Genomic DNA, 24,406 nt, shown 5'->3' with positions numbered 1-24,406 from the left:
ACGCGAGGCCCGAGTGAAAGAGACACGGGGCACTTGCGACCCGTATGCGGCGCTGGAGAGGTTTCGTTATTCTTTGAAACCTCAATGGCAAACTCCACACGCCTCGATGTCCAGCGCAGACGGCTCTACGCGCTCAAGCGCTCGCCCGCGCTGCGGCACACCAGCAACACCGTCCTGCTGCGGTTGCTGGAGCAGGGGCGGGCGGCCACCTGGAAGCAGGGCACGGTGCTCTGCGAGGAGGACCGGGACGCCGAGGGCTGCTTCCTGCTGCTGGATGGCGAGCTGGACGTGTGCCGGGGCGGCGAGCCGCTGCTGACGCTGCGCCCCGGCACACCGCTGGGCTTCGAGACGGTGGGCGGGAGGTATGCCGTCACCGCGCGCGCCGTCTCGCATTCGAGTGGCCTCTTCTTCCCCCGGGACGCAGTCACATCGCTGGTGCACGCCCACGAGGAGCCACGGCAGGACGTGGGCCCCGTGGACACCCACCTGTCGGTGCCGGAGGACCTCCGCTCCCAGGCGGAGGTGGTGGCCTTCGAGAGTGATTCGCGGGACGCGCCGCTGTCCACGCTCATCTCGCTGGTGGCCAAGGCCATCGCCCACGACTTCGGGGACCGGGTGCTGGTGCTGCGCACGGAGGCGGGCTCGGGCGCGAGGGACGACTCGGTGTCCCTGGGCGCGGACGGCGTCCTGCGTGCCACGCTCCCTGGCGCACCGGGCCGGGTGGACGCGGAGGTGCTCCACCGACTCGCGCGGCGGTGTGGCGCGCACTACGTCTTTTTGGACGGCTGCCACGTCACCGACGCGGTGCAGCTGGGCAAGACGGTGCGGCTGGTCTCCGGCCCCTCGCGGGCGCGGCCCCCGCTCACCGGCGGTGCTCGCGTGCTGCCCACGGTGGTCATCGACCCCGAGCGTCCGTCGCGCGGCGCGGTGCTCGGCGGCCAGCCACAGCGGGAAGGGACGGCGGCGGACACGCATGTGCTGCCGGCCTGCTGGCTGCGGCTGGACGTGGCGCGGCTGGCGCGGCTGCCGGTGGACGAGCGGACGCTGGAGGAATTGGAGCTGACCGACGCGGAGCTGGACGCGCTGTCACGCTGGGGGAGGGCGCTGACGCATCGGCGCGTGGGGCTGGCGCTCAGCGGTGGCGGCGTGTGGGGCTTCTACCACGTGCACATCCTGCGCTGGCTGGTGGGCCAGGGCATCCCCATCGACATCATCAGCGGGGCCAGCATGGGCTCGCTGGTGGGGGCGTACTTCTGCGGCACCGCGCTGGACGGGAAGAGTGGCCTGGAGGGGCTGCTGCGGCTGGAGGAGCGGGCCATGAATCGCCAGCTCTCCATGGCGACCACGGCGGCGATGGTGACGTCGTACTCGCTGGAGCGCTTCGTGGCGCAGGACTTGCGAAGCACCTCGCTGGAGGAGCTGGCCATCCGCTTCCTCCCGGTGGCGACGGACCTGACCACGGGGGACTGCGTGGCGCTGGAGCAGGGGCCGGTGGCGCTGGGCGTGCGCGCCAGCGGGTCGGCGCCGGGCGTCTTCGGGCCCACGCTGGTGCCACCCGCGCGGTACGTGGACGGCGCCTTCACCAGCATGGTGCCGGCCAACGTGCTGCTGGGCGCGGGGGCGGACGTCATCTTCTCCAGCAACATCTTCCCCTTCGGCGTCCGGGAGTCGGCGCGCATGCCCCGCACGGGCCTGGGCCGCTTCCTGGCGGGCCTCAATCCACTGTCACGGGCGCTGGACCTGATGGCCAGCGGCGTGCTGCTGCTGCACCGCAGCGGAGACTCGGAGGCGCTGCTCGCGGACGTCAGCTACGACATCGACTCGGCGGAGATGCCGCTGCTCACGGCCATGGACTTCACCCGCGCGCGGGACATCCTCGAGCGCGCGGCCGGGGACGCGGCCCTGGCGCGGAAGCTGGAGGAGCTGAAGGCGCACTGGTGCCAGGTAAAGACGCGCGCCTCTTGCCTGAAGCCGCGCTCCGACGGACAACAGGCCGCATGATTCCCGTTCGCATCCTGGGCACGTCGAGTGTCCTCCCCGGGCAGGCGGTAACGACGGCGGAGCTGTGCGCGCGCGTGGGGCGCGACGCCGCGGAGGTGGAGCGCAAGACGGGCATCCGGACCCGACACTTCGCGCCTCCGGGCACGAAGGCGGCGGACGTGGCGGTGGCGGCGCTGCGCGGCGCGCTGGAGGCGGCGGGGCTGGAGGCGAAGGCGCTGCGCCGCATCCTCTGCGTCACCTCCATGGGCGGCGACGTCACCACGCCCGCCACGGCCAACCGGGTGGCGGCGGGGCTGGGGCTGGCGGGGAGCTGTGACGCCATGGACCTGAGCAACGCGTGCATGGGCTTCCTGAGCGCCTTCGACCTGGCGGCCCGCTCGGTGGCGACGGGGCTGGGGCCGGTGGGCATCGTCTCGGTGGAGTTGCTGTCGCGCACCACCACCCCGGAGGACCCGCGCCCGTACCTGGTGCTGGGCGACGCGGCGGCGGCGGCGGTGCTGGGCGCGGCGCGGCCCGGCGAGGGCGTGCTGGGCGTGGCCCTGGGCAACGACGGCACCTTCCCGACGGACGTGGTGCTGGAGAACCCCCACGTCACCGGGAAGCTGGAGCGGATGCGCTTCCTCACGCCCAGCAAGGAGATGACGCGCGTGGCGCTGGACGCGCTGCTGCGGGCCTCGCGCACGGTGCTGGACGAGGCGGGTGTGGCGCTCGGCGACGTGGAGTGGGTGCTCACGCACCAGCCCAACGGGAGCATGCTGGAGGCCATCCTCGGGGCCATGGACGTGGCACCGGAGCGTGGCGTGCGCGTGGTGGACACGGTGGGCAGCGTGGGCTCGGCGTCGCTGGGGTTGGGGTTGGACAGGCTGCTGCGCACGCGGCCGGTGAAGCCCGGGGACAGGATTCTCATGGTGGGGGTGGGCGCGGGCGTGGCGCACGGCGCGGTGCTGTACCGGGTGGGGGGATGAAGCGCGCGGGCGGGCTGCCGCTGGCCACGTGGCTGGCCGCCTTCCGGCTGCTGCGCCGCTACCACCGCTATGAGGTGGTGAACCTGGAGCCGCTGCTGCGGCCCGGCGCCAAGCTCATCGTCGGCTACCACGGGCGGCCGCTGGCCATGGACCTGTGCATGCTGACGGTGACGCTCCACGAGCGCCTGGGCTACCTGCCGCATGGCGTGGCGCATGGCGCGTTCGACCGGATTCCTGGCATGCGCGCGGTGGCGGACGGGCTGGGCTTCGTCACCGGGGATGACCCGCGACTGGCGGAGGCGGTAGCGCGCGGCGAGCATATACTATTGCAACCCGGTGGCACGCGCGAGGGCTGCCGGAGCTTCCGCCAGCGCTACCGCGTGGACTGGGGCGAGCGCCTGGGTTACCTGCGCCTCGCGGTGCGTTACCGACTGCCCATTGTGCCTGTGGGTGGCAGTGGAATGGACGATGCGTACGTGGGCCTCAATGATGGATATGCGTTAGGACGCCGGCTGGGAATGCCGGCACGGCTGCCGTTGTGGCTGGGCATTGGAGCCACGGGCGTCTGGCCCTTCTCGCTGCCTTTCCCAGTGAAGATGAGGCAATGGGTGGGCGAGCCGCTGACGCGCCACCTGGAGCCGGGCTTCGACGCGAGCGACAGGGCGTCGATGCTGGCGGTTCATCATGAGGTCGCGGGCGCGGTGCAGGCCCTCTTGGACACGGCGCGCGAGCAAGCCAGCTGAGCGCGGCGGGGGGCAGGCAAGGCAGAAGGACGTGAGCAGCATGGAGGACGAGGAGGAGACAGGCAGCTCCCAATGGGCACTTGTACTGGGAGCCTCTTCCGGCACGGGAGCTGCCATCGCGGAAGCGGTAGCGCGCAGCCCCGGGCTGGACGTGTTCGGTGTGCACCGGGGGCGCTACGCGGACAGCGCGGCGCGGGTGGAGCAGGTAGTCCAGGAGGCCGGGCGCCGCGCGGTGATGTCGCAGGCGGACGCGTCCACGCCCGAGGCAGCGGAGGCGGGCGTGGAGGCGCTGCGGCGGGTGGCGGGGACGCGCAGCGTGAAGCTGTTCGTCCACTCGATTGCCGGGGCCTCGGTGGGACAGTTCCTGTCCGAGGGTGAGGACCGGCTGCACGCGCGGCGCATCCGCCGCACCTTCGACACCATGGCGCACTCGTTCGTGTACTGGGCGCAGGCGCTGGTGGCGGCGGACATGCTGGCACCCGAGGCGCGGCTGCTCGGCTTGCAGAACCCGCTGGACGAGACGCACCTGTCCAACACGGGCCTCGTCAGCGCGTCGAAGGCGGCGCTGGAGATGTACGTGCGCCACCTCGCGGTGGAGCTGGGGCCGCTCGGGCACCGCGTCAACCTGCTCAAGTTCGGCACGGTGATGACGCCCGCGCTGCGGCATGTGTACTCGCCGGAGGCGCTGGCGCGACTGGAGGCCATGCACTCGCGGATGAACCCCGCCGGACGCATGTGCACGGTGGAGGAGGTGGCCCGCTTCGTCACCGTGCTCGCGGGTGAGGACGCGGCGTGGTTCAACGGGGCCACCATCGACTTCACGGGTGGCATGACGCTGAGGCTCATCGACCTGGTGCTCAATCCCTGACGTCAGAACACCGAGAGGCCGGTGAGGGTGGTGAAGCGGTCCAGCGCTTCCACACCGGCCATCGAGTTTCCACGTGAGTCGAGCCCGGGGCTCCACACGCACAGGCCACAGCGATTGGGAATGATGGCGATGATGCCGCCCCCCACTCCGCTCTTTCCGGGCAGGCCGACGCGGTAGGCGAACTCTCCGGCGGCGTCATACGTGCCACAGGTGAGCATGACCGCATTCACCTGCTTGGCCTGGCTCCGGGTGAGCAGCCGTTCCCCGCTGGCGCGCTGGCCATGGCGGGCGAGGAAGCCGCAGGCGCGCGCGAGGTCCGCGCAGCTCGCGGCCAGGGAGCACTGCCAGAAGTAGTGCTCCAGCACCCGGGCGACGGGATTCTCCATGTTGCCGTAGCTGGCCATGAAGTGGGCCAGGGCGGAGTTGCGGTGGCCGTGCTCGGCCTCCGAGGCGGCGACGCCGGGGTCGAAGTCCAGCGTGGGGTTGCCACTCTCCGCGCGGAGGAAGTCGCGCAGCACGCCGCGGGCATCGCCGGTGAGGCTGAGCAACCGGTCCGTGATGACTAGCGCCCCCGCGTTGATGAACGGGTTGCGAGGGACGCCCTGCTCGTATTCGAGCTGGACCAGCGAGTTGAAGGGATTGCCCGAGGGCTCCTTGCCCACGCGGCGCCAGACGGCATCCCCATCCCGGGCCAGCGCGAGGGCCAGCGTGAAGACCTTGGAGATGCTCTGGATGGAGAAGGGCATGCGCCAGTCGCCCACGCCAAACACCTCGCCGTCCACGGTGGCCAGCGCCATGCCGAAGCGGCCCGGGTCCACCGCCGCGAGCGCGGGGATGTAGTTGGCCACCCGTCCCTGCCCCACCACCGGCCGGACCGCCGCCATCACCTCGGTGAGAATCGCCTGATAGTCCATCGCGCGCCCGTCCACCTCGGCGGCGCATGTTAGCCGCGATGGGAGGGACGGGTGCTCAATCCGTGAGGCGTGCCTCGCGCAGGGCTTTGCTCAGCCCGTCCGAGAATCGCGGCAGCGTCGGGCGCTCCGCCCCTCTGGACGTCTCCAGCGCGGGGACGGAGGACTCTGCGAGTGCGCGGCGGAAGCCGGGTTGCGTCAACAGCCAGAAGCGCAGCTCCCGCCCATGCTCGGCGAGCAGCTTCGGGACTGCCTTGCCGTCCACGCCGAGCACGCGGGCCAGGTGCTGGTGGAGCCTCGGCTCGGGAATGGCAGGGAAGGCGTCCTCGAGCCGCTCCGCAGTGAGGGCTGCCCTGCTCGTCGCCATCGTCCCTGCGCGCTCAGGCGCGGGAAACTCCGGCAGCGGCGTCTTGAGGCACTCGAGGGCATTCACGATGCCCGCGCCCCAGAGGGCCTCACTCTGCTCCCAGGGCTGGCAGCTCGCCCGCAGCATGTGCCTGAACACCTGGGAGAGTCGTGGACCGTCCTTGTACCGGGCGAGCAGGTTGTCGCGGCCGTGGTGCGCGAGCCAGAGCGCCGCGATGCCGGCGACCGTCGCCACCGCGTACGAGGTGCCACTGCTGGGGGCCACGTACTTCTCCATGTCGGCGGTCCACACGCCCTCTCCCGGGCCGGTGGCATCGACGGCGGGACCTCGGGCCGAGCCCTGCCACGGGGTGCGCTGCGCGGTGCAGGCCGCCATCGCGATGACCTCGGGATAGGCCGCGGGCCAGACGACCACGCGTCCCGTGTGGTTGCCCGCGGCCGAGATGACGATGATGTTGCCCTTCACCGCCTCCTGAATGGCCCGGTGCAGCCCTGCGTTCGGCAGCCACCCGAGGCTGATGCTGAGCACATGGAACCCATGCTCGAGCGCATACCAGATGGCGTCGCGGAGACGGTCCGTGCCGGTCTCGAACAACACGGGCGCCGGAATGAATCCATGTGGCTTCGTCACCCGCAGGGGGATGACCTCGGCTCCTGGCGCGATGCCGGTGACCGAGGGCTGGGGGCGGTTGTCGGCGCTCGAGATGACGCTCGCCGTGCGAAGCCCGTGGTCACCGCCCGGGTTCTGCGTCGGACGCGCCTGCTCGATGAAGTCCCAGCCAGGCACCGGATTGAACCGCGTCCCGAGCTCCGCGTGCTGCTCGTAGCCGCTATCGGGGTGGCCGATGCGGATGCCCTGCCCCTGGCGAGCCACGCCGCCAGGGAGCTCCCAGGCCTCTTCCGCCTGGACGAGCTTCACGCTCCAGTCGTAGGCGCCCCCTGACTCCGCGGGCCCACCGAGGCTTTCGAGCAACTGCGGGGACCTGATGATGTCGGGGTCCACCCCGGTGAACGCCTGCGCGCGCGGCTCCGCATAGAGCACCTCGAAGGTGGGCTCGGCATCCACGACGCCATCGCAGGCCCGGAGCTCGCGCGCGAAATCCCAGGCGCGGGCGGGCTCGACGTCCGTCTCGGGCACCACGTCGAACTCGTCACACTGGAGATTGAATGGGACGGGGCACACGCTCCACCCGGCCCCACCGAGCTCGGTGACCTGCAGCCTGAGCCAAGCCTCTCCGAAGCCTGCCTTGAGCTGGACGTCAATGGTGCGGACCTTCGGAGCTTGAAACTGTTCCGGCATCGGCATGGCACTCCCCCCACTGCTCAACGACGGGCTCTCACGAAACGGACCGCACGCTGAATTCAGCCCCGGAGTCCGAGCGCGCCAAGGAGCCTCGGGTATGAGCGAACTGTCAACTGCCGTCCTTCCCAGGCGGACCCTCCAGGAACAGCACGGCGCCGCTGGATTGGACCGAGCTGGAGTGCCAGGGCGGGAGTCCCCACCACGGCCACGTCAGCTCGCATCGTGGAAGATGACGCCGAGTGTGTGGCGGCGGCCAGAGCGCAGCCGACTCACGCCATGGCGCAGGTTGACGCGGTAGTACCCACGAGTGCCCTTCACGGGCCGGTGATGCACCGGGAAGATGACGGCGTCCCCCTGGCCCAGCGGCACCACCTCCGCGCGGGACTGCATGCGGGGACGTTGCTCGGTGAGCACGAACTCGCCGCCGGTGAAGTCCTGTCCCGGAACGGAGAGGAGGAAGGCGACCTGGAGCGGGAAGACGTGCTCCCCGTAGAGGTCCTGGTGGAGGCAGTTGTAGTCGCCTTCACCGTATTGGAGGAGCAGCGGCGTCGGCCGCGTCTGCCCGGCGTCATGACAGCGTGCGAGGAAGGCCGCATGCGCGTCCGGGTAGCGCACGTCGATTCCCATCGTCTCGTTCCACCGATTGGCAATGCCCGAGAGCGGAGGATACAGCGCCGCACGGAGGCTGGAGACCGTGTCGGGGAGCGGATAGGCAAAGTACTTGTACTCACCACGCCCGAAGCCGTGCCGCGCCATGACGACACGGCTGCGGAACGCGGTGTCCGAGGCATAGGTCTCCGCGAGCGCCGTGCACTCCGCGAGGGAAAGCAGCGAGCCCACGGTGGCGCAGCCCTGTGTGTCCAGGTCCACTGCGATGCGCTCCCAGTCGAGTCCCGCCACGCGCTCGGAGATGGTGGGCGCCTTCCGGCGGAGGGCAGCGGCCACCCTGCGCGGTGTTGTCTCAGATCTCGTCGCTGTGGAATCCATGACGGTGCGCCCTTCCGAGGTCAGTCCCACCAGGGGAGATGCCGCATCCGCACCACCGAGGCGACCCGAAACTTGCGGCGAGCCCACGCACGAGCGCCGGCCGTCCGGGCAGCGGCCGCCCACGCGGAGTTCCTTCCGCCGCCCCCTTCCCACCGACGAGCGGGGAAGGAACAGTCGTTCCAGCCGCTCTGGGCCCCGGGATGGGGTGGAGGAGCCCGCGCAGTGTCCTCCCGTGCCCTGAATCAGGCGCTACGCGACTCCGGCGGCTGCGCCCCCGCGTCCGGCATCCGGAACGACAGGCAGTAGTAGAACGGCGCCACCTGCTCCTCAATCACAGACACGGCGCCGTGTGGCAGCAGCTCCCGAGGACAGTGCGGGTCCTTCGAGTAGAACGTAATCGCCCGGAACGCCGCGCGCTGGAGCAGCGAGGGGCGGAAGGCCGGGTCCAACTGCTCGTCCACCACCACCAGCGGAGTCCCACGCCGCGCCACGCGCGCCATCTCCGCCAGCGCCCTGGCCGGCTGCCGGTACCCGCCAATCCCTCCCACGTGCAGCACCCGGTCGAACATTCCATCCGGGAAGGGCAGCGCGTGCGCGTCCGCCATCATCAGCCGCACATTCGAGTACGCCGCGCGCCGCACCCGCCGCCGGCAGTGCTTCAACATCCCCTCGCTCAGGTCCACACCCCACACCTCCACGTCCAGCCCGTGTGCCAGCTCCCTCCGGATGAGCGGCAGGTTCGCCCCCGAGCCCACCCCCACCTCCAGCACCCGCACCGGCTGCCCGTCCTCGCGAGGCGTCAGCGTCGCCAACTCCAACCGGCGCATGTACCTGTCCCGCATCCGCGACTCGGTGACAGACTGGAGCAGCGGCGTCAGCACCGCCGTCAGCGGGTCATGCAGCACCGGCAGCCCGTCGTAGATGACGCGCATCAGCCGGTCCGTGCCGCGCACCGCGTCCTCGCGATACAGCCGCGCCAGGCCACGCTCCACCTTCCAGGCCTCGCCGCAGCCGCCACAGCGCAGCCCGCCGTCGAAGACGCGGCCGTCGCGCTCCTGCCCGTGGAACACCAGCGTGCCGGCACAGGCCGGACAGGTCAGCAGCGGGACTTCCCGGACGAAGACTCCCGTCATGCGCTCCGGACCGCCTCCGCCCGCGTCCAGGCCAGCTCATCCCGGGTGCCGAGCTCCGTGAACAGCTCCACCGCGCGCTGCAGATGCATCCGCCGCGCCGGGTCCTCCGGAGGCAGGTGCCGCGCCAGCTCGAGCCGCGCCCGCGCCTCCTCGTAGGTCGTGCCCTTCTTCGCCGCCACGGTGATGCACCGTCGCCACATCTCCCACGCGCGCGGCGCGTCCCCCGACGCCCACGCCTCGTTCCCGCGCCACAGCAGGGCCGCCGGCCTCCCGAAGGGGAACACCTTCGCGAACGCGTCCACCGCCTTGCAGGCCGCCTTCGCGCTGCCCTCCAGCGTGGCGTCCACCCCGCCGTCGCGCTCCCACAGCGTCAGCAGCACCTCCGCCACGGCCATGACGCCGAAGTAGACGAAGTGCGCCACCGGCTTGCCAGCCGACAGCTTCGCCAGCGCCTTCTCCGCCGCCTCACGGGCCCCGCGGGCATTGCCCTCGCGCAGCCGCAGCAGCGCCAGCGTGGCGTCCACGATGATGCGGTCCGTGAGGCCGCCCTGCGCCTCCGTCCACGCCAGCGTCTCCTCCAGCGCGGCGCGCGCCTTGTCCTGCTGGCCCAACCTCAGGTGGATGTGCGCCTGGTAGTGCAGCGCCCAGTGCTGCGTCTGGAGCGCCCCCCGCCGCCGCGCCGAGCCCTCCAGCCACGCCATCAGCGGCAGGCCCTGGGAGAACTTCCCCTGGTAGAGGAACGTCACCGTCAGCAGCGCCCGGCACTCCTCCGCCAACCGCAAGTCACCCACCGAGTCGACGATGCTGATGGCGCGCCCCAGCGCCGCCTCCACCTCCGCCCACCGCGCCACGTACGCGCCATACACGGCGTTGCGGCACAGCACGTAGGCCAGGTCCGCGGGGCTGCCCACGCGCTCGGCCACGTCCCGCGCGCGGTCCACCCACGCCTCCGCCACCGGGTGCACCGGCACCGTGCCCGCCACCACCGCCATGTTGGTGTAGCCGCGCGCCAGCTCCGACGACGCGCCCGCGGGCTCGCACAGGTTCAGCGTGCGCAGGCCGGACCAGAGCACCGGCAGCGCCTCCTGCGCGTAGATGAACGCGTCGGTGAGCCGCATCAGCAACCGGCCCGCCACCCGCCGCATCCGACGCCGCTCCTCCGACTCCTCGTCATACGCCTCCGGCCGGGCGCTCTGCGCCAGCCGCAGCATCACCTGTCCCAGCGTGGCCAGCGCCCAGCCCATGCGGCTGGACGGCACCCGCCAGCCGAAGTGACGCAGCGCCTGCTCCGCATGCGTGCGGAACGCCTGCAGCTCCCCGAGCTGGAAGCGGGCCTCGGCCAGCAGCGCCTCCAGGTGGCCCAGGGCGATGGGGTCTCCCCCCCGCGCGGACACCCGCTCCAGCGCACGGGTCAGGAAGGGCACCGCCTCGCGGCACGCGCCCAGCCGCAGCGCATCCTCTCCGGCGCGCCGCGCGTACTCCGCCTCGCGCACCTCGTCGCCCGCCGCGCCCCAGTGGTAGCAGAGCGCCGCTGTCCACTCCGAGCCGCCGCCGTGCGACGCCTCCAGCGCCTCCGCCACGCGGCGGTGCAGCCCGGGACGCTCCGTGGCGGGCAGCTCCTCCAGCACACCCTCGCGCAGCTTGTCGTGCGCGAAGCGCCAGCGGCCGTCCGCGACGTCCAGCACCGCCGCCGCCGCACAGTCCGTCAGCCAGCGCTCCACGTCCACCCTGGGCGCCGCCTTCCGCAGCAGCGCCACGTCCACATGGCGGCCATGGGTGGCGGCCACGCGGAGCAAATCCCGGTGCGGCGCGGGCACCTTCTCCAACCGGCGCTGCACCAGCCGGCGCACGCCTCCCGCGACCACCCGCTCCGGCAGCGACATGTCGCCCAGCCTGTCGAGCCCACCAGCCTCCTCCGCCAGGGCGCGCACCACCTCCACGAGGAAGAAGGGATTGCCCTCCGTCTCGCGGCGCAGCAGCTCCACCAGGTGCGGCCTCGCGCCGGGCGCGCCAATCATCGACTGGCTGAGGATGGAAATCTCCACCGCGTCCAGCCGGGGCAGCCGCAGCAGCTCCAGGCCCGGGAGCTGGGACGGCAGCGCGGGCGCCTCGTCGTCGCGGAAGCTGCCCAGCAGGAGCAGCCGCTGCCCCGTCGCGCGCATGGCGAGGCGGGAGAGCAGGTGCAGCGACTCGCTGCGCGCCCACTGCAGGTCCTCCAGGATGACCACCGTGGGCTGCTCCAGCCGCGCGAAGACGTCCTCCACCACCTGGAGCAGTCGCGCCTGCGCCATCTCCGCGCCCAGCTCGGCCGGGTCCGGCACGGAGTGGCCCAGCAGCGCCTCCAGGTCCGGCACCAGCGGCTTGAGGATGCTGGCCTCGCGCTCGTCCAGCGTCGTGAGGATGGACAGCCAGCGCACCACCGGACGCCACTCCTGGTACGGGCTGCTGCCGGCGGCCACCGCCTGGCCGCGCAGCACCACCGCGCCCCGCACCAGCGCCAGCGCGCGCAGCTCCTCCAGGAGCCGCGACTTGCCGACGCCACTCTCCCCGCCCACCAGCCACGCGGCGCCGTGGCCCCGGCGCGCGTCCTCCAGCACGCCCGACAGCCGCACCTGCTCCCGGGCGCGGCCCACGTAGCGCGCGGCCTGGAGGAAGCTCTCGCGCGTGGCGGCGGACTCCTGCGGCAGGGGCTGGCCGGTGGCGGCGCAGAGCGCGGCAATCACCTCGTTCGCGCCGCGCGGCCGCAGCCTCGCGTCCGGCGACACCAGCCGCTCCAGCAGCGCCTTGAGCGCGAGGGGGAAGCCCGGCGGGGCCTCCACCTTCCCGGCGTGCGGCAGCCGGTGGAACATCATCTGGCACGCCATGGCGCCCACGCTGAAGAGGTCCGTCACCTCCGAGGGCGGCTGGTCCTCGAACAGCTCCGGCGCGAGGTAGCCCGGTGTCCCTCCCGGCTGCGCGCGGTGCACATGCTCGCGACCCACCGCGAGCCCGAAGTCCAGCACCTTCACCTGCCCGTGGGCCACCAGCACATTGGCGGGCTTGAGGTCGCGGTGGATGATGCCGCGCCGGTGCAGGTACGCGAGCGCCTTCAGCGTCTGCAGCAGCAGGTCCACCTGCGTGGCCAGCGGCTGGCCCGCGCCGGCCTGCACCAGGTGCTGGGCGTCCTCCAGCAGGTCCATGGCCAGGTACGGCCGGCGCTCGGCGTCGAAGCCGTAGTCGAGCACGCTGATGACGTGCGGGTGACGCACCGACGCGAGCGTCTGGAACTCGTGCGCCAGCGACAGCGCCATCTCATGGCGCGCGGCGAAGGAAGGGGTGCTCGCCCCCGACGGCAGCCGCGCCAGGTCCTCCAGCGTCCGGTGCAGCCGCTTCACGGCGACGGGGCCGGCGAGCAGGTCCTGCGCCCGCCACACGGTGCCCGCTCCGCCCCGCCCGAGGAAGCCGAGGATGCGGTAGCGGCCGCCCACCACCTCGCCGTCCATGGGACGACGCACCGGGTCCTCCGGACGGAGCTGGGGTTCGAGAGGAGGTTGACGCATGGGGGGGCCGCCCGCCGCGCATGATACCGATAACGCGAGAAACCGCGCGGGTTGAATCAAGGACCCAGCGCGTCACGACACCTGCGAAACATATTGATTCAGAAACAATCTCACCCGGAGCGGGGGCCGGTGGCGGCCCCTCTGGCAACCGGGCGGAGGCTCAGCCGCCGATGAGGCTGGCCAGACCCCGGCCGCCCTGGATGGCGCCGTAGATGAGGGCGGTGAAGTAGACGACGGTGCCCAGCGTCATGCCGTGGCCCATGAGGATGAAGTAGCCGTCGCGCTGCAGGATGCCGATGGCGAAGAAGAGGGCCGCGAGCGCGGGCAGCGTGTTGCTGAACGGCACGAAGCCGAACGGCGCCATGAGCAGCAGGCCCGCCGCGAAGAGCATGAAGCCGTTGAAGCGGTTGGTGCTGGAGCCATGGGTGAGGGCCAGCAGGCGCGGCTTGCTCAGCCGGTCCACGTACTTGGAGAAGACGTCGGCGCCCTTGTCCAGCGCGGGGCCGAGGCTCGCGCGCGTGAGCGGCTTCTCCAGCAGCTTCCGCGGCAGCCACGGCATCCGGTTGAACGTCACGCCCACGCCGATGAGGACGATGAGCGCGCCGAACACCGTGGACACGCCCGGAATCGACACCGGCAGGAGGAAGGGGAACGTGAGGATGCAGCAGAAGAGCAGCAGCCCCTGCTCGCCACAGGCCTGCATCAACTCACGGACGGTGAGTGACTCCGGCAGCCGCGCCGCCAGGGCGCGGAGCGTGGAGGAGAGCTGGACCTGGGTGTCCGAGAAGCCTGCGGACGAGGGCGTCGAGGAGGAGGGCGTGGACATGCGGCGCCAGTGACTACCACGGCCCGTCCTCCCATGCTCAGGTCCACGCGATGTCGTACACCGCCTCCTCGCCCTCCCACCGGACAGTCTGGACGGAGGGCTGACGGGCCTCCACGCCCGCCCCGAAGAGTCCAACAGGGAACTCCGCCCCGGAGTCTCCCGGTGGGGGCATGCGAGCGGCCGGGCGCCAGGGGGCCACTCCGACGGGGAGCCGCGCCTCCGTGGACGCTGGCACGGGCAGTCCGGCGACAGGTCGCGGCCTGGCGGTCCGGTGACAGGCCGCGGCGCCTTCTTCCGCCGCCCCGCCTGGGGGTTGGTACGGTGTGGGCAAGGCACGCCCGTTCCTGGAGGAAACACGCCATGGGTCTTCTCGACGCAATGCTGGGCACCGCATCCGAAGTGGACGCCGCGAAGCTGCAGGAGGAGGTAGGGCAGGTCCTCGCCCCCACCGAGCGCGTGGAGAAGGCCTTCAAGGTGGTGAGGGACTTGTGGGTCTTCACCGACAAGCGGCTCATCCTCGTCGACAAACAGGGGCTCACCGGCTCCAAGGCGGAGTACCTGTCGCTGCCCTACAAGTCGATTACGCGCTTCTCCATCGAGACGGCCGGCACGTTCGACGCGGAGGCGGAGTTGCGCATCTGGGTGTCCGGCGGCGGTGAGCCCATCCTCAAGCAGTTCCGGAAGAACTCGAACATCCTCGAGGTGCAGCGCGTCCTCGCGGCCTGCATCCTGAAGTGACGCCCCCGGTCCGGGCCCCGGCGCAGTGGCTTCAGGCCGTTGGGATGCTCAGCCGTTGACGGTGTCCCTGTCCCACAGGGTGACGCGCCCCCCGGGGGTACCTACTTCCCAGGCCTGGGGGTCGGGCGCATGCGGCGATGGGCGGCGGTGGCGGTGGCGGCGGCGGTGCTGACGGGATGCGCGGCCGGCTGCTCGAAGGAGCGGTCCCGCCCGTTCGAGCTGACAGGGCCGGTGGGCTCGCACGGCCCGGGGCTCGCGGTGGCGCTCTACCAGACGGTGGGCGTGCGGATGGTGCCGGGCAATCACATCCGGTGGGCGAACAACGGCGCCGTCTTCGAGGCCATCACCGACGAGCTGAAGCAGGCAAAGACGTCCATCAACATCGTGATGTTCATCTGGAGGCCGGGGCGCGCGTCGGACCAGGTGCTGAAGGTACTGACGGAGCGGGCCCGTGACGGCGTGGCGTGCCGGGTGCTGGTGGATCCGCTGGGCAGCCCCACCTTCGAGGCACAGCTGAAGCCCCGGCTGGAGGCGGCCGGCTGCCGCGCGCACCTGTTCCGCCCGCTGCCCGCGGACGAGAACCTGGCGCGCAACCACCGCAAGCTGGTCATCGTCGACGGCCGGGTGGCGATTACCGGCGGACTGGCCATCCAGGACGAGTGGTTGGGCGAAGGGCTGAAGGAGAAGGAGTGGCGAGACACCAACGCGTGGGTACGGGGCCCCGTGGTGGCGCAGATGCAGCAGGCCTTCGCGGAGAACTGGCAGGAGACCAACGGCGAATTGCTGCCCGCGAGCGACTTCCCCACACTCTCCGAGCCGGCGCCTGGACTGGACGGCGCGGGCGAGGGCTGGGCCGCCTTCGTGGGCAGCACCGCGAATCCCGAGGTGACGCGCGCCGAGCGGCTCACCCAGCTCATGGTGCGCGCGGCGCAGAAGCGGCTGTGGATAGCGCAGTCGTACTTCACGCCGAACGATGCGCTGTTGAAGCAGTTGGTGGAGCGAGCCCGGGCCGGAGTGGACGTGCGGGTGCTGGCTCCCGGGGACTTGAATGACCAGCGGGTCATCACCGTGGCCCAGCGCGCGGCGTATGACGAGTTGCTGGAGGCGGGCGTGCGCATCTGGGAATACCAGCCGACGATGATGCACGCGAAGACGATGCTGGTGGATGACCGGCTCGTGCTGGTGGGCTCCATCAACTACGACCCACTGTCCTTCAACGTGCTGGAAGAGGGCTCGCTCGTGCTGGAGGACGACGAGGCCGCGCGGAGCATGGAGGCGTTCTTTCTCGAAGACCTGGAGCACGCGAAGGAGGTCGGCGCGGGGCGGGCGGCGCGCTGAGCCTGTCGGGGCTCGGGAGTCCCGTCCTGTACCCGGCACGAGCTGAAGCCTTGACGCACGCCGTGCTGGGCACGCTCCCCTCCGTGTGATGAAAGAGGCGGCGTCCCGCCGTCCCCTCACCGGAGCGCCACATGGAAACGCCGTCCCGTCACCTGTTCGTCGCAGGAGCCACCGGAGCCACAGGGCGCACGGTGATGCGACAGGCGCTCGCGCGCGGAGTGCCCGTGATTGCGCACGTGCGGCCAAAGAGCGCGAACAGCGAGCTGGCGCGGGAGTGGCCGCTCAAGGCGGTGGTGGAGCTGTCCGACACCAAGACCCTGGTTGAGTCGATGGCCGGGTACACCACGGTGCTCCAGCTCATCGGCACCATGCGCAAGCGCTTCGACGCGGGCGACACCTACGTGACGAGCGACATCGGCACCACGGCGCAGCTCGTGGAGGCGGCGAAGCGCGCGAGCGTGGACCACTTCGTGCTGCTCAGCTCCACGGGCGCGGGCCGGCCGGTGGGCGCGTACCTCAAGGCCAAGGCGGAGGCGGAGCGGCTGGTGCGAGAGAGCGGCATCCCCTGGACGGTGCTGCGCCCGCCCGCCTTCGAGGGCGAGTACCACCAGCCGATTCCCCTCCTCCGCCTCTTCACCCGACTGCCCATGCTGCGGAACCTGCGCCCCATCCATCTGGAGCAGCTCGCCGCCGTCCTGCTGCGCGTCGCCGAGCTGAGAGGCCCGCTCAACGCCGTGCTGGAGGGAGACAGCCTCTGGGCCGAGGTGGAGGCCACAGGCGTCAAGGCGCCCTGAGCGCCTCAGGCGCGAGCGCGGAAGAGGGCCATGCAGCCCTGCACGGTGACGTGGGATTCCTTGAAGCGCTTGCGGAGCGCGCGCTCCAGTGACTCCCGCGTGTCCTGCTCGTTGGAGAAGATGCCCTTGCGGTTGTAGGTGCGCATCAGGAAGCGGGCCTGGGCGCTCCGGGGCACGTCCCCCTGGAGCAGGGTGGAACCGAAGACGCAGCCGCCAGGGTTGAGCAGGAGGCGAAGGTGGTCGAAGACGACGGCCTTCTCGTCCATCGAGCCGGGCAGGCAGTGCAGCAGGCAGTTCAGCCCGATGGAGTCGAAGCGCGGAGCATCGAAGTCGATGGGGTCGAGCACGTTGCGCCGGTACAGCTCTGGCGAGTAGCGCGCGGCGCGGCCGGCGGCGTGCTCCAGGCTGTTGGCATTGAGGTCCATCAATGCCAGACGCGGCGAGGGAGAGGGATAGCGGCAGCGCGCGGTGTAGTAGCCGGTGCCCACGCCCACGTCGAGGTGGTTGGCGGACACGTTCGTGTCGTACCACTCCAGCTGCGTCGCGGTGGGGCACTTCCAGACGAAGCGGTTGGAGTAACCCAGCACGCCTACGTCATAGAGCACCCGCAACGTCCACCGCGTGTACACGGCCTGGCCCGCATGCACCTCGGGCGACAGCTCCAGTTCCAGAGAGGGCGATTCCATAACCGCGGCTCCTCGACACGTGTGGGGCAGCCGGACCCTATACCCTGTCCGGTGCTCGACACGCGATGGGGCGGCGGGGCAATGCGAGTCACGAGTCGGGCCTTCATCGTGCGCGGCGTCTCTGCCTTCCGGTCATCGCCGGGCATGCGCCTCCGGCTCGCTTGCCCGCAAGTCCTTGAGCAAGTCCTCGCAGCGGACCCGGAAGGGAGTACCACACTGGTAGGTGGTCCCCCTCATTGAGAACCTCGCGGGTAGACCGACTTTGAGCGGAATGTTAGGGTGCGCCGCTCGCGGGTCACCTGCTCATGGCGAAGCAATCCCGCCGCCTCCGTGCCGGCAGTCAGACCCGCCCCGAGGCCGGCTGAGCCCCTGGAGATTGCCTCTGCGTGTTTTCCCCTGGCGCATGGACGATGGCGGCGGTGCTCCTGCTGGGTACGGCGGCCCTGGCGCAGCCGCAGGGCGCGAAGCGGTGGAGGCGCGTCGAGCGAAGCGTGTCCGTGAGCGCGGGCACCGCGGAGTCCGTCCAGCGGCTCCGGCTGGCGCCCCAGGTGGTGACGACGGTGCTCTTCGACTCGGACGTCGTGCTGGAGGTGGCGGACCCGGAGGCCCTGCGCGGGCTGTTCACCCGCCTGGAGCTGGAGACCGACCACCTGGTGCTCAAGCCGGCCGTCGCAATGCCGGAGAAGGGCGTGCCTCCGCTGGTGGTGCGGTTCACGGATGGCGCGGCCCCTGCGCACCTCGTGCTGGAGCTCACGACGGACGGCGACGAGGTGGACGCGGTGGTGGAGGTGCGCAGGCGGCCAGCCTCGGCGGAGCAACTGGAGGCGGAGCTGGTGGAACTGCGCAGTCAGTGCGCGGCGCTGGAGTCGCGGCTGGCCACAGGGCGCAGGCCCGTGCCCCAGGAGGGGCTCGCGGCTGCCATCCTCTCCGGTGCCATCGGACACCGGAGCGTCGTCTGGCGGTGGGTGGACAACCTGGGCGTCGGGCAAGGGCTGAAGGCCCTCAGGCTCGACACCTACCGCTCCGGCGAGTGGGTGGCCCTCGCCCTGGAGCTGGAGAACCGGCGAGGGCAGGAGACCTGGGTGCCCGGCCTGGCGCGGCTGACGCGACTGGACGCGGACGGGCGCCGCACGAACGAGGTGCTCGAAGCGCCGGTGCAGTTGGCGGAGGCGCGGCTGCGGCCAGGGCAGAGCGCCCGGGCGGTGGTGCAGTGGAGGGCACGGGTGGACGGCGCGCCCACTGCCTGGGCGCTGGAGGTGCTGGACGCGCCTGGCCGCCGGGGCGTGCGCTGGTCACGGGTGGAGCTGTAGGCGGGACACAGGCCAGGAGGGAGCGGCGATGCAGGTGGAAGCGGACGAGTCCCCGACGCAGTCCTCCGCGCTGTCTCCGCGGGCTCTGCCGCCCGGCACCCGGGTGGGGCGCTGGCGCGTGGAGCGCCGGGTGGGCAGTGGCGGCAACGGCACGGTGTACGAGGTGCGCTCGCGGCCCAGGGGCCCGAGCTACGCGCTGAAGCTGGCCCACGCTCCGGGCGACCGGCGCTTCGCACGCGAGGCGGAGGCGCTCCGCCTGGTGCGGCACTCGGGCGTGGTGCGCCTGTTGGACGAGGGCACCTGGCAGACCGGGCCTGTGCGCTACCCCTATCTGCTGCTGGAGTACGTGCGAGGCGACACGCTCTATGACTGGGCCCTGGGGCGCAACCCCACGGCGCGACAGGTAGCCGGGCTGCTGGAACAGGCGGCCCAGGCACTGGCCGAGGCCCACCACGAGCGCGTGCTGCACCGTGACTTCAAGGGCGACAATGTCCGAGTGGATGGAGCGGGATGCCTGGTGGTGCTGGACTGGGGTGCTGGCTGGCACCCGGAGGCCTCGCCACTCACCTCGGCGGCGAGGCTTCCTCCGGGTACGTCGCCCTACCGCAGCCCGCAGGCCATCCTGTGGTGTCTCCAAGCGCAGCGCGAGCCGCTGGTCGGGCCGTATCAGTACACGGTGGCCGACGAGCTGTACGCGGTGGGTGCCACCTTCTACCGGCTGCTGGTGGAGCAGTACCCGCCCCTGCGACTAAGCGAAGCACCGGTGGGCAGCGATGAGGAGGCAGGTCCATCCACGGTGCACGCGCTCAATCCCCGCGTGCCCGAGCCCCTCGCGCGGTGGGTGCACTGGCTGCTCGACTTCACTCCCGAGGCGCGACCGGAGAGCGCCCACGCGCTGGCTCTGGAGGTGCGCCGGGGGCTGGCCGCAGCCGGACCCGAGTGGGACGCGCCTCTCTTCGAGTGGTACCGCGGGCCGGCCCTGGACTCGCGCACGACGAGCGAGGGCGCGGCACCAGGGCCGGTGGCACCGGGCCAGGAGGCGGCGCTGCATCAGGCGAGGATGCGCCAGCGGGACCGGGCCTGGGAGCACCGCGCCCTGCGCAAGATACGCCGCAGGATGCTGGACCGGGTCGTCACCGTTCCAGCGACCGGAGCCGTCACGCGCTCCAGGTGGAGCCCCGGCCCGGGAGTCCCTCGACTGGCACGAGTCGCGGGCGCGCTGGTGTCGGTGGCAGGACTGGCCTGGGCGGTGGCGCACCACGCGCCCTCCAAGGAGGCAGTGACCGAAGACCAGCAATTGGCGCGGGTGGATGCGCCGGCCGACACTGCCGCGCCCGCGTCGGCCCTCGCCTCCTTCTCCGTTGCGCCGTCGTGGCCGGGAGAAGACGACATGTCCATGATCGAGCCCCACGCGCAGTGCCCCAGCCTCCTCCACCGCTACCTGCTCGCCGCCACCGCTGCCGCCAGTCTCAATGCGTGTACCGGCACACAGGTGCGCTCCGAGCCGACCAACTGCCCTTCCGAAGCCCTGGCGACCATGCGCCAGCTCGACCTGAGCGTCGGTGATGGCGGCTACACCGAACTCGACATCCTCCAGCCGGATGACCACGACCAGGACAACTACCGCATCGTCGTGAGCGATGGCCCCATCACCAGCCGCCTGGAGAAACCCATGGGCCGGATGCCCGTGGGCACGCTCATCTACGGGCGACTGTGGACGGGTGGCGAGCAGGTGCTCGGCCGCTACACCCGGGTGAAGACTCCCGACGGGAGCGAGTACCCGGTCTGCTTCGTCCTCTCAGACGCGGACGGCCTGCCCAAGGACCCGAACTCAAGGCCCGGACACTCGCTGGTGAGTCCCCTCTCGCACGTCATGGTGGTGGACCGGTTCCCGTGAGGCACGGTGTTCCAGGTGTGCAGCGCCGCTCGACATCATCACGAGCAGGGCCCTCCCCTCCGTACTGCTATGAGTCCCACACAGGGACAGTCCCCGGAGGCGGACATGCGCATGAAGCGATGTCAGGTCGTGCTGCTTGAACCCAGGCGGACTGTGGGCCATGCGCGCTGACGCCCTGCTGCTGTGCGCGGCCATGCTCGCAACCGGCTGCGCTTCGCTGCCGCCTGCGCCCGGCCGGGGACGGCACCTGAGCGACACGCCGCGAATGGCTGGCAGCCCCGCGTTGACGCAACCGCTGATGCGTCACCGGGACTCTCGCTTTGATGTGCCGGGAGCGGACCCTGACAACGCGGCGGAAGCCGTTGAAGGGAAGCAGCGCGCCACACTGGCCCGGCGCGCAGTCCTTGCGGCCATTGACGACGTGAAGGGCTCCACGGGCAGCGTCGCCAGCGCGCTCTCCCAGCTCGCGGCCCGTCCGCCGGGCTTGGGAAATCGGGGCCTCAACGGGCTCAACGGCGCCTTCACCCGCTACGTCACCCATGGTGCCAGCCAACTGCCCTGGCTTGACGGCGCGCGCCCGGTAGCGCCACCACGCTGGCGGACGTGGCCTCGGAAGTCGCGGACCCGGACATGGCGCTGGGCCTCCTCCGGATGACAGGCCCCCGGCTCCAGGCGGCCCTGTTCGGCTCCATGTTGCTGGCCGCATGGCTCGACTTCCTCCAACTCGCTGACATCGTGCTCCGCGAGTGCCCCGCCTACAGCGTCGAGACGCTGCTCATGGACCTGCACCGTGTGCAACGGCGGATGGAGCCCACCCTGTCGGCACTTGCTTCACAGGACCCGGAGCAGGTCGAGGCCGCGACAACCGCGATGCCCGGGTTGATGGGTCAGCTCACCCGCGAGTTCGGCGCCATCCACGACGGCGCACGCACGGCCATGGAGAATCACGGGAAGCTCATGACGGCGATACAGCTCGTGGAGATGCTCACCCTGGTCTCGACGCTGAGGGTGTCGCTGCCTCGGTTGCCGCCGGCTGCTCCCGCCACTATCGGCGTGGGTCTGGTCATGAGCTCAGGCGGAGTCATGGCGGGCTCGCGGATTGTCGTCTCCGCCGAGTGGGTGGAAAGGATTCGCCGGCTCGTGCAGGCGGGCGTCATCTCCGTCCCAGCCGTCAGCGCCGCCGTTCGCATCCACGCCGGCCAGGTGATGATGGCGCACGGGGAGTTGCCGCGGGGTGTGCGCGACGCGCTGGGCGACGGGCCCGAGGTTCGCGGCATGCGTGTGACGGGCAGAGCGGGGGCGGGCATGTCCGACGCACCGAAGCACCACGTCCTGCCGCGTGAGCACCGTGAGTGGTTCAAGAAGCGCGGCTTCACCGGCGACATGGACATCGACCAGTTCTGCGTCAGGCTGGAGCAGTCACGCCACGAGGCGATTCACGGCGGTGGCGACTGGCGCCTGGGGCGCACCTGGCCCGGCGAATGGAACCGGATGCTCATGAAGGCACTGGACGACGCCGAGACCGTCACCGGCCGGATGTTGACACGAAGCGAGGTTCTGAAAATCGTCGCGCATCGGATGAGGAGCTATAACATTCCGATGAGCTTCACTCCCTGGTGAGGGCGATGAGCGACAGGAATACTTGGCGAGACGACTGGAAGGTCCGCCTGTATGAGCGGGTCCGCGAGCGGGGTCATGACTCGCTCAGCGCCTTCGCGAACGCCCACCCCACGGTCTCACTCATTGCCTTGGCCGAGGAACTCGGCGAGGACGATGTCAACGCGGTGCAGGTGTTCAGCGGGCTGGTGGCGGAGGCAGAACGGAGCCATCAGGTCACACGCCTGGTGCGCGGGCAACTCGTGCGCGAGCTGTCCGAGAACCTCCCTGACGGTTGGCCGGCAGTGCTGGACGACGCAAACCGTTTCGCCGTCGCCATGGCACTCTCTTCGTGGCTCAGTTTCACCCCGGAAACCCATGAGGAGCGCGCCAGGAAAGTCATGGCAGTGCTCCTCGCCACGCCACCGCCGCCCGGCTGGCGTCCGCTCGGTCCCGACGACGAGCTGCTGCGCACGCTGCTGCCCGACGAGACCGCCTGACCGGCAACGGCGGCCCGGTGCGCCGCTGTGAGGCGCCAGGTTGGACGTCCGCGGGAGCCGCGGAACAGGCTGGACAACGAATCCGCATCGTCCCGGCTGGGGTCGATGACCCTCGAGGAGCTGCGGAAGACGTACTTCGACGTCGTCCGGCGACCGAGCGGCAGCTCCAATCGTGGCTACCTCGTCTGGAAGATCCGCGAGGCCGAGAAGGGCCGCATCAACGTGGGACCGAGCAAGACGCGCGCGCGTGCCGGTGAGCCGCTCGACGTGAAGACCCTCCCGCTGCGCCTCGAGGCCGACGTCGCCCACAAGATGGACGAGGCGTGGCGGGCGAAGGGCATCAAGAACCGGATGGAGCTCCTGCGGGGCGCCATCGGCCAGTACCTCACGCAGCTCGGCGCGCGCGACTTCGCCGCGCTCTTCGCCAATCCGAGCGCGTGAGCAGCATCGAGGCACTCCCGTGCGCGAGCAGTTCCGATGTCGGAACTGCTCGCGCCTGGAGGTCATTTGTCTTCGACTCGACCCTGCGGGGTCGGACCTGCCAAAAGCGCGGCACTCGCCTCGGACCAGGCTCGGTCGGCCGGGTAGAGCGCTGTTCGGAGCCACGCCCAAGTGAGCCGCTGGACCGCCGCAACCCGCTCTGGGCTCTCGTCCGTCGTCTCCGTCACCAGATGGCCCGAGATGCCACCTAGCATGTGCTCGCCTCCGAACAGCGTGACGAGCGACTTGGGAGCCGGGCTCAAGGTGTACGCATCCCTGAACCACTCCGGCCCGAGCACGGTCAGCGGCGAGCGGTCCTGGTCGCCGACGATCACGAGGGTCGGCGTGGTCATCTCGGAATAGACTTGGTTCAGATACGGAAACTGCTCGCGCGCGAGCGGGCTCAAGGCTTCGCCGCCGCGACCGCCGGCGCAAAGCAGGACGCCGACCTTGATTCGAGGGTCGGACAGAACCTCGCCCAAGCTGCCGTCGGGCCGCACCGTCCGTGCGCCGAGGAGCATCCCGGTCGTCTGCGCCCCAAACGAGTGCCCAGCGGCAGCGGTTCGGCTAGGGTCGACGCGGCCTGCGAGCCCCGGAACCGACGCCTCGATGGTCTCCAGGTGGTCGAGGACGTTCTTCACGTCCTCGACGCGGTACCTCCAGATCGATGAGCTTCGCGGGTCGTCCGGCGCGAGGTTGAGGGTCCACGAGTCGAGGAACGTCGGCTGGATCACGACGAATCCGCGCGCCGCCCAGTAGTGTGCGAGCGGAAGGTACCCGTCCGACGACGATCGGTAGCCGTGCGCGAAGATGAGGATGGGGAGTCCGCTCCCCGTGGCTGGCGCGGAGATACGGAGCTGGAGATCCGCAACACGCTCTTTGGAGGCAGGCAGAACCACAGGGCTTACCGAGACGACCGGCGCGGGCGCATCGACGGTCCACGCGGTCGGGTATTCGACGGAGCCCTTCATCGAACCACCGTAGCTGTCCGCGCGGTGGGCGGCTCGAACAGTCGCTGCGCTGCGTAGGTCATGCCGGTCAACGCCAGCAACACACCGGAAGGCGCGCTGCCGGCAAAGCCATCACCCGAGGCCGCGTGTGCAACAATCGCCCCACTGAGATTGAAGAACAAGCCCGCAAATGCCCACTCCTTCAGGCGCGGCCAGCGCGAGCCAATCACCAGGGTGACTGCGGCGAGGAGCTTGTAGATCCCCAGCAGAGTTGCCAGGTAGACCGGGTAACCCAGGTGCTGCAGCATCTGCACCACGTTGGGCTGGAGCGTGACGTTGAATGCGCCGGACATGAAGACCAGCGCCGCCAATAGGCCGGTAGGAACCCAGTACATGAGCTTCGTCTTCATGTTCAGCAGCTCCCTTCGACGGCGATCACGAGGCAATTCGAGAGCGTGAGCCTGCCGAGGCGGTA

21 protein-coding genes are annotated in these 24,406 nt (G+C 70.8%); 12 read left to right on the top strand and 9 right to left on the bottom strand.

Annotated features, from left to right (window positions below):
• Positions 1 to 84: 84 nt before the first annotated feature.
• The 4 genes from G4D85_RS14125 to G4D85_RS14110 are packed head-to-tail and all read left to right on the top strand — an operon-like array spanning position 85 to position 4,577.
• On the top strand, positions 85 to 2,001 hold the full coding sequence (locus G4D85_RS14125) for a patatin-like phospholipase family protein (protein ID WP_164012102.1): 1,917 nt from the start codon (positions 85 to 87) through the stop codon (positions 1,999 to 2,001).
• Entirely contained in the window at positions 1,998 to 2,966 is a 969-nt protein-coding gene (locus tag G4D85_RS14120) for a 3-oxoacyl-ACP synthase III family protein (protein WP_164012100.1), read from the top strand. The genes G4D85_RS14125 and G4D85_RS14120 overlap by 4 nt, the downstream gene beginning before the upstream one ends.
• Complete coding sequence (locus tag G4D85_RS14115) at positions 2,963 to 3,709, top strand: lysophospholipid acyltransferase family protein (protein ID WP_164012098.1); 747 nt, start codon at positions 2,963 to 2,965, stop codon at positions 3,707 to 3,709. Before G4D85_RS14120 ends, G4D85_RS14115 begins: the two co-directional genes overlap by 4 nt.
• A gap of 40 nt (positions 3,710 to 3,749) precedes the next feature.
• Complete coding sequence (locus G4D85_RS14110) at positions 3,750 to 4,577, top strand: SDR family NAD(P)-dependent oxidoreductase (RefSeq protein ID WP_164012747.1); 828 nt, start codon at positions 3,750 to 3,752, stop codon at positions 4,575 to 4,577.
• Between the two features lie 2 nt (positions 4,578 to 4,579).
• Here G4D85_RS14110 and G4D85_RS14105 read toward each other — a convergent pair whose 3' ends face one another.
• The 6 genes from G4D85_RS14105 to G4D85_RS14080 form a co-directional block, all read right to left on the bottom strand.
• Positions 4,580 to 5,491, bottom strand: coding sequence for a glutaminase (locus G4D85_RS14105; RefSeq protein WP_164012096.1), 912 nt, complete (start codon positions 5,489 to 5,491; stop codon positions 4,580 to 4,582).
• 55 nt (positions 5,492 to 5,546) lie between these two features.
• Positions 5,547 to 7,160, bottom strand: coding sequence for a S8 family peptidase (locus tag G4D85_RS14100; RefSeq protein WP_164012094.1), 1,614 nt, complete (start codon positions 7,158 to 7,160; stop codon positions 5,547 to 5,549).
• Between the two features lie 207 nt (positions 7,161 to 7,367).
• The gene (locus G4D85_RS14095; protein ID WP_240359257.1) at positions 7,368 to 8,102 is read right to left on the bottom strand and encodes a 2OG-Fe(II) oxygenase; all 735 of its coding nucleotides are present in this window, start codon (positions 8,100 to 8,102) and stop codon (positions 7,368 to 7,370) included.
• A gap of 284 nt (positions 8,103 to 8,386) precedes the next feature.
• Positions 8,387 to 9,277 (bottom strand): class I SAM-dependent methyltransferase, encoded by an 891-nt coding sequence (locus G4D85_RS14090; protein WP_164012090.1) that lies wholly within the window; start codon positions 9,275 to 9,277, stop codon positions 8,387 to 8,389.
• Positions 9,274 to 12,816 (bottom strand): serine/threonine-protein kinase, encoded by a 3,543-nt coding sequence (locus tag G4D85_RS14085; RefSeq protein ID WP_164012088.1) that lies wholly within the window; start codon positions 12,814 to 12,816, stop codon positions 9,274 to 9,276. The genes G4D85_RS14090 and G4D85_RS14085 overlap by 4 nt, the downstream gene beginning before the upstream one ends.
• A 160-nt stretch (positions 12,817 to 12,976) precedes the next feature.
• Positions 12,977 to 13,642: an exopolysaccharide biosynthesis protein gene (locus G4D85_RS14080; RefSeq protein ID WP_164012086.1), complete on the bottom strand. Its 666-nt coding sequence runs from the start codon at positions 13,640 to 13,642 to the stop codon at positions 12,977 to 12,979.
• A gap of 360 nt (positions 13,643 to 14,002) precedes the next feature.
• Between G4D85_RS14080 and G4D85_RS14075 the strand changes: the two genes are divergently transcribed.
• The 3 genes from G4D85_RS14075 to G4D85_RS14065 all read left to right on the top strand — a co-directional run bounded on the left by G4D85_RS14075 (position 14,003) and on the right by G4D85_RS14065 (position 16,512).
• On the top strand, positions 14,003 to 14,380 hold the full coding sequence (locus G4D85_RS14075) for a PH domain-containing protein (protein ID WP_164012084.1): 378 nt from the start codon (positions 14,003 to 14,005) through the stop codon (positions 14,378 to 14,380).
• 129 nt (positions 14,381 to 14,509) lie between these two features.
• Positions 14,510 to 15,718 carry a phospholipase D-like domain-containing protein gene (locus G4D85_RS14070; RefSeq protein WP_240359256.1) on the top strand — a complete coding sequence of 403 codons (1,209 nt, stop codon included), beginning with the start codon at positions 14,510 to 14,512 and terminating at the stop codon, positions 15,716 to 15,718.
• Positions 15,719 to 15,849: 131 nt separating this feature from the next.
• A complete protein-coding gene (locus G4D85_RS14065) occupies positions 15,850 to 16,512 on the top strand; it encodes an SDR family oxidoreductase (protein WP_164012082.1) in 663 nt (220 codons plus the stop codon).
• Positions 16,513 to 16,517: 5 nt separating this feature from the next.
• On the opposite strand, the gene G4D85_RS14060 is transcribed toward G4D85_RS14065, so the two are convergent.
• On the bottom strand, positions 16,518 to 17,198 hold the full coding sequence (locus G4D85_RS14060) for a class I SAM-dependent methyltransferase (protein WP_164012080.1): 681 nt from the start codon (positions 17,196 to 17,198) through the stop codon (positions 16,518 to 16,520).
• A gap of 386 nt (positions 17,199 to 17,584) precedes the next feature.
• Here G4D85_RS14060 and G4D85_RS14055 point away from each other — a divergent pair, with 386 nt between their 5' ends.
• The 5 genes from G4D85_RS14055 to G4D85_RS14035 all read left to right on the top strand — a co-directional run bounded on the left by G4D85_RS14055 (position 17,585) and on the right by G4D85_RS14035 (position 22,942).
• The gene (locus tag G4D85_RS14055; RefSeq protein WP_164012078.1) at positions 17,585 to 18,508 is read left to right on the top strand and encodes a DUF2381 family protein; all 924 of its coding nucleotides are present in this window, start codon (positions 17,585 to 17,587) and stop codon (positions 18,506 to 18,508) included.
• Between the two features lie 28 nt (positions 18,509 to 18,536).
• Complete coding sequence (locus G4D85_RS14050) at positions 18,537 to 20,405, top strand: serine/threonine protein kinase (RefSeq protein ID WP_164012077.1); 1,869 nt, start codon at positions 18,537 to 18,539, stop codon at positions 20,403 to 20,405.
• Between the two features lie 603 nt (positions 20,406 to 21,008).
• Positions 21,009 to 22,025, top strand: coding sequence for a DUF2380 domain-containing protein (locus G4D85_RS14045; protein WP_338052892.1), 1,017 nt, complete (start codon positions 21,009 to 21,011; stop codon positions 22,023 to 22,025).
• Between the two features lie 5 nt (positions 22,026 to 22,030).
• Positions 22,031 to 22,501: an NUDIX hydrolase gene (locus G4D85_RS14040; protein ID WP_164012066.1), complete on the top strand. Its 471-nt coding sequence runs from the start codon at positions 22,031 to 22,033 to the stop codon at positions 22,499 to 22,501.
• A 105-nt stretch (positions 22,502 to 22,606) separates the two neighbouring features.
• Positions 22,607 to 22,942, top strand: coding sequence for a hypothetical protein (locus tag G4D85_RS14035; RefSeq protein WP_164012064.1), 336 nt, complete (start codon positions 22,607 to 22,609; stop codon positions 22,940 to 22,942).
• A 62-nt stretch (positions 22,943 to 23,004) separates the two neighbouring features.
• On the opposite strand, the gene G4D85_RS14030 is transcribed toward G4D85_RS14035, so the two are convergent.
• Together G4D85_RS14030 and G4D85_RS14025 are read right to left on the bottom strand one after the other, a co-directional pair.
• Positions 23,005 to 23,952, bottom strand: a complete 948-nt coding sequence (locus tag G4D85_RS14030; protein WP_164012062.1) for an alpha/beta hydrolase family protein — start codon at positions 23,950 to 23,952, stop codon at positions 23,005 to 23,007.
• Positions 23,949 to 24,341, bottom strand: coding sequence for a DoxX family protein (locus G4D85_RS14025; RefSeq protein WP_164012060.1), 393 nt, complete (start codon positions 24,339 to 24,341; stop codon positions 23,949 to 23,951). Before G4D85_RS14025 ends, G4D85_RS14030 begins: the two co-directional genes overlap by 4 nt.
• Between the last annotated feature and the right edge of the window lie 65 nt (positions 24,342 to 24,406).

The organism is Pyxidicoccus trucidator (assembly GCF_010894435.1).
Taxonomy (GTDB): Bacteria; Myxococcota; Myxococcia; order Myxococcales; family Myxococcaceae; genus Myxococcus; species Myxococcus trucidator.
This window is presented reverse-complemented; position numbering and strand designations above follow the sequence as displayed.